7 protein-coding genes are annotated in these 4981 nt (G+C 70.2%); 4 read left to right on the forward strand and 3 right to left on the reverse strand.

Features of this window, described 5'->3' with window-relative positions:
• Positions 1–199: 199 nt before the first annotated feature.
• Positions 200–724 carry a lipase family protein gene (locus ETD96_RS45490; RefSeq protein WP_171069490.1) on the reverse strand — a complete coding sequence of 175 codons (525 nt, stop codon included), beginning with the start codon at positions 722–724 and terminating at the stop codon, positions 200–202.
• Between the two features lie 72 nt (positions 725–796).
• On the opposite strand from ETD96_RS45490, the gene pyrE reads away from it, so the two are divergent.
• Entirely contained in the window at positions 797–1333 is a 537-nt protein-coding gene (gene pyrE / locus ETD96_RS41160) for an orotate phosphoribosyltransferase (RefSeq protein ID WP_138641899.1), read from the forward strand.
• 7 nt (positions 1334–1340) lie between these two features.
• Here the strand turns inward: pyrE and ETD96_RS41165 are convergent, their stop codons facing one another.
• Together ETD96_RS41165 and ETD96_RS41170 are read right to left on the reverse strand one after the other, a co-directional pair.
• Positions 1341–1739 carry a RodZ domain-containing protein gene (locus ETD96_RS41165; RefSeq protein WP_240808591.1) on the reverse strand — a complete coding sequence of 133 codons (399 nt, stop codon included), beginning with the start codon at positions 1737–1739 and terminating at the stop codon, positions 1341–1343.
• 72 nt (positions 1740–1811) lie between these two features.
• On the reverse strand, positions 1812–2537 hold the full coding sequence (locus tag ETD96_RS41170; RefSeq protein ID WP_138641901.1) for a DedA family protein: 726 nt from the start codon (positions 2535–2537) through the stop codon (positions 1812–1814).
• 171 nt (positions 2538–2708) lie between these two features.
• Here ETD96_RS41170 and fbaA point away from each other — a divergent pair, with 171 nt between their 5' ends.
• The 3 genes from fbaA to ETD96_RS41185 all read left to right on the forward strand — a co-directional run bounded on the left by fbaA (position 2709) and on the right by ETD96_RS41185 (position 4823).
• On the forward strand, positions 2709–3731 hold the full coding sequence (fbaA, locus tag ETD96_RS41175; protein WP_138641902.1) for a class II fructose-bisphosphate aldolase: 1023 nt from the start codon (positions 2709–2711) through the stop codon (positions 3729–3731).
• Positions 3732–3809: 78 nt separating this feature from the next.
• Positions 3810–4259 carry a winged helix-turn-helix transcriptional regulator gene (locus tag ETD96_RS41180; protein WP_138641903.1) on the forward strand — a complete coding sequence of 150 codons (450 nt, stop codon included), beginning with the start codon at positions 3810–3812 and terminating at the stop codon, positions 4257–4259.
• Between the two features lie 48 nt (positions 4260–4307).
• Entirely contained in the window at positions 4308–4823 is a 516-nt protein-coding gene (locus tag ETD96_RS41185) for a GNAT family N-acetyltransferase (protein WP_138641904.1), read from the forward strand.
• The last annotated feature ends 158 nt before the right edge of the window (positions 4824–4981 follow it).

The following is a 4981-nucleotide window of genomic DNA, read 5'->3' on the forward strand; positions in this document are numbered from 1 at the left end:
CCGACTCCCTCACCCCGGGCCCCGACGACGCCGCCATCGCCGAAGACAGCCTCGAAGCGCTCCTCCGCCTCCGCTACCGCGCCCGCGTGGACCTCGGCCGAGGCGAAGACGACTACGACGCCCTCCTGGACGACCTCCTCAAGAACGCGTGAGGTCTCAGCCGCCCGTTAGGGCGGAGTCGGCGCGTCCCCCTGCGCGGCTAAAGCTCGGTTATTAGTTCGCTCAGGGATTGGGCGACCGTTGTCGGGGGTTCGTGGTCGGTTGTTCGCCAGCCGCGCAGGTGAGCCTCTCTGAGGGCCTCATCGTGGTTGGAGGGTGCGGTGCGGTCCGCATGGGTGCGGAGGTAGCCGCAGGGCGCCTCCGGCCAATCTGGGGCCATGGGGAGGTCGTTTCCAGGGTCGGCGTGGTCGTGCCGGCCGCGGCGCGGCAGATCGGCGTCCACGAAGACGAATCCGGCGACCGGGCGGTGGGCGGCGCGCTGGGCCAGGGCTATGCCGGGCAGCAGCGGTCCGGCGGCGCCGTGGGCGACCAGGGCCAGCGGCGGTGTCGGCGCCGTCGCGGTGATGATCAGGGAGACGCGGGCGATGTAGCGCGGGCCGGTCTCGTCCGGGACGTCCGGCGCCACCACGTCCAGGCCGTAGGAGCGGAGCATCTCCGGCAGGTCGCCCCAGGAGGCCGCGGTGGCGTGCGGGGCGTGCAGCAGGACGACGGTTCCGGGAGTCACGCCGCCGAACCTACACGCGCGGGAGCGCATGGCGGCGCCGGGGCGCCGGGGCGGGGTCAATAGGCTCTGACCGTGAGCGATCGTGACGAGCTGCTGCAGAAGATCAAGGACAAGGCCGTCGTGCACGGCGACTTCGTGCTGTCGTCGGGGAAGCGGGCGTCCTGGTACGTGGACCTGCGCCGGGTGACGCTGGACGGGGCCGCGGCGCCGCTGGTGGGGCGGGTCATGCTGGACGAGACCGCCGACCTGGAGTACGACGCCGTCGGCGGGCTCACGCTCGGCGCGGACCCGGTGGCGGCCGCGATGCTGCACGCGGCGGCGGCGCGGGGGCGGGCGCTGGACGCGTTCGTCGTCCGCAAGGCGGGCAAGGCGCACGGGCTGCAGCGCCGCATCGAGGGGCCGGACGTCGCCGGGCGGCGCGTCCTCGCGGTCGAGGACACCTCCACCACGGGCGGGTCCGTGCTGACCGCGGTGGAGGCGCTGCGGGAGGCGGGCGCGGAGGTCGTGGCGGTCGCGACGATCCTGGAGCGGGGCGCCGCCGGGCGCATCGCCGAGGAGGGCCTCGTCTACCGCCACCCCTACGACGTCGCGGACCTCGGCCTGGGGTGACGTCCGGTCAGCTCTTGGCCTTGACGAACCACTGGCCGCGCTGGCCGGCGGTCTTGCGCGGCTGCACCTCGCCGTAGATGACGACCTTCAGGGAGCCGCCGTTGCCGGCGACGACCTGAAGGGGCGCCTGCTCGTACTTGAGGGTGTCCCCGGTGTTGAGCGTGGTGTTGGTCAGCACCTTGCCGCCGGTGTCGGCGACGCGGACCACGACGCTGGTGGGCTGGCCGGTCACGCTGATCACGAGGGGTACGTCGGACGGCGGCGTCTCCTTCTCGTTGGCGCTCGGTGTCGTCTTGCCGCCGCTCGATGGCGAGGCGGCCGTCGACGGCCCGGTCTGGTCGGGTTCGCCCGTGATCGCGTTGACCAGGGCCATGCCGCCGACCACGAGAAGGGCCAAGGCGGCCACCACGGCCAATGCCGCGATCAGTATGCGCGCGAGACCCCTAGGGTCCGACCGATGACGTCCCACATGGGGAGGTTAGCGATAACTGTCACCGCTGAGCGACGGACGTGACTCTTCGGGACCATTCTTATTTGGACCGTGGTCCGTTTTACGCCCCCGCAGCACCTCCCGGATGATCGGAATCACCGACAGAACGAGGATCACCGCGACGCCCGGAAGGATGTACTTCTCGATGTCGGGGACCTCGGAACCGAGGAAGTGGCCGAGCAGGAACAGGGCGTCCGTCCAGATCACGCCGCCGATGGCGTTCCAGATGAAGAACCGCTTGGCGTCCATGCCGAGCATGCCGGCGAGCGGGTTCAGGAACGTGCGGACGATCGGGATGAACCGCGCCAGCACCACGGCCTTCGCCGGACCGAACCGGTTGAAGTAGTGCTCGGCCTTCTCGACCCACTCCTGCTTGAAGATGCGGGAGTCGGGACGGTCGAACAGCCGTCGGCCGTATCTGGCGCCGAGCCAGTGCCCGAGTTGCGCGCCGGAGATCGCCGCGATCGGGCCGCCGATGAGCAGCCAGGGCAGCGACAGCGGCTGGAACTCCTGCCCGTTGACGGTGGAGACCGCCGTGAGGATCCCCGCCGTGAAGAGCAGCGAGTCGCCCGGAAGGATGCAGCCGAAGAGCAGTCCGGTCTCCGCGAAGATGATGGCGAGCACGCCGATCGTCGCGAAGGTGCCGAAGAGCTGCAACCATGCGGTGGGGTGCAGCCACTCTGTGATGTTCAGGGGAAGGGTCGTGAGATCCACACGGCGAGCGTACCTTTCAACCCGCTCCGTAGAGGCGGGATACTGGGGGTGGACGGCATGCCCGACCCGGAAACCGCGTGACCTGGGCGCTCGCCTGGGTACGCGGACCACCGGGTGCTACCGCCCGGCGGGACGCCCGGCGGCACCGCTGCGTATGAAAGGACGCTGACAATGCCCATCGCAACGCCCGAGGTCTACGCGGAGATGCTCGACCGTGCGAAGCAGGACGGCTTCGCCTTCCCCGCGATCAACGTGACGTCCAGCCAGACGCTGAACGCCGCGCTGCGCGGCTTCGCCGAGGCCGAGAGCGACGGGATCGTGCAGGTGTCCACCGGCGGAGCCGAGTACCTGTCCGGCTCCACGGTGAAGGACATGGTCACCGGCGCGACCGCGCTGGCCGAGTACGCCCGGGTCGTGGCCGCCAAGTACCCGGTGAACATCGCCCTGCACACCGACCACTGCCCGAAGGACAAGCTGGACGGCTTCATGCGTCCGCTGATCAAGATCTCCCAGGAGCGGGTGGCGCGCGGCGAGGAGCCGCTGTTCCAGTCGCACATGTGGGACGGGTCCGCCGTCGAGCTGCACGAGAACCTGCAGATCGCCGCCGAGCTGCTGGAGGAGTGCGCCAAGGCCCGGATCATCATGGAGATGGAGATCGGCGTCGTCGGCGGCGAGGAGGACGGCGTCGCCAACGAGATCAACGAGAAGCTGTACACGACGCCGGGCGACGCGCTCGCGACCGCCGAGGCCGTCGGCGTGGGCGACAAGGGCCGCTACATCCTCGCGGCGACGTTCGGCAACGTGCACGGCGTCTACAAGCCGGGCTCGGTCAAGCTGCGTCCCGAGGTGCTCAAGGAGATCCAGGACGCGGTCGGCGCCAAGTACGGCAAGGACAAGCCGTTCGACCTGGTCTTCCACGGCGGCTCCGGCTCGTCGCTGGAGGAGATCCGCGAGGCCGTGTCCTACGGCGTCGTCAAGATGAACATCGACACCGACACCCAGTACGCGTTCACCCGTCCGGTCGCGGAGCACATGTTCCGCAACTACGACGGCGTGCTGAAGGTCGACGGCGAGGTCGGCAACAAGAAGCAGTACGACCCGCGCTCGTGGGGCAAGGCCGCGGAGACCGCCATGGCCGCCCGCATCGTCGAGGCCGCCGAGAACCTCCAGTCCGCCGGCAAGAAGCTCAAGTAGGGGATTCGCGGCACCGGGCCCCGGGGGACGCGTCCCCCGGGGCCCGTTTCTTCATGCAACTCGGGTAGGGTCGACGGTGTGGCACTACCGCGTACGTACGAGTCGCAGAACTGTTCCGTCGCGCGGTCGCTCGAGGTCGTCGGCGACCGGTGGACGATGCTGGTGATCCGCAGCGCCTTCCAGGGCGTCCGGCGGTTCGACGACTTCCAGGACGTGCTCGGCGTGGCGCGCAACGTGCTGACCGACCGGCTGAACCGGCTGTGCGACGAGGGCATCATGCGCCGCGTCCCGTACCAGCAGCGGCCGGAGCGGTTCGAGTACCGGCTCACCCGCAAGGGCGTGGAGCTGTGGCCGGCGGTCATGACCCTGCTGATGTGGGGCGACCGCCACTACGCGCCGGACGGCCCGCCGCTGATCATCGGCCACCGCGGCTGCGACGGCGCGCTGGCGCCGGACTTCACATGCGATTCCTGCGGCGCGCGCCTCGGGCCGTCCGATGTGGATCCGCGGCCCGGCCCCGCCGCCTGACCGAGATTTGGGTTGCTTCACGCAACTTTCTGCGCTGCAATGAGTTGCATGAAGAAACTCGATGTGCGCGGCATCGCCGACGTGCGGATCCGGCCGTACGGGATCACCGACGGGCCGCGCGTGCGGCGGATGTCGGACCGGCTCTCGGCCGCCAGCCTCTACACGCGCTTCTTCTCCGGCACGCCGCACATCCCCGACTACTACGTGGGCATGCTCGACCGGCTCGACCACTGGGACCGCGAGGCCATGGTCGGCCTGGACGGCGAGGACATCGCGGGCATCGCCGAGTACGTCCGCGACTCCGCGCGGCCCTGGCGGGCGGACGTCGCCGTCCTCGTCACCGACCCCTGGCAGCACCGCGGGCTCGGCAGCGCGCTGGTCGGCTACCTCGCCCAGCTCGCCGCGCGGCGCGGCATCACCGAGTTCGACGCGGACGTGATCCTGACGAACCGGCAGGGGCTCCAGTTCGTCCACCGGGGGTGGCCGGCCGCCCGCTCCACCCTGGACGGCGGTGCCGCCCACTTCACCCTGCCGCTGCCGATGCCCGCGCAGGCCATGGCGTGAGGGCGCCGCGCCGGGCGGCCGATACTGGCCAGTAGCTTCGCGTCGAGGAAAAGGATCTTGAAGCGGAGACAAGTGGATCTTTACGCTGCAGGCGCTTGGAACGTTCTCATGCGCCCGCTCGGGGCGTTTGCGAGAAAGGCATCCCCACCCCCGTGAAG

The sequence above is a fragment of the Actinomadura geliboluensis genome, from assembly GCF_005889745.1.
GTDB lineage: Bacteria > Actinomycetota > Actinomycetes > Streptosporangiales > Streptosporangiaceae > Spirillospora > Spirillospora geliboluensis.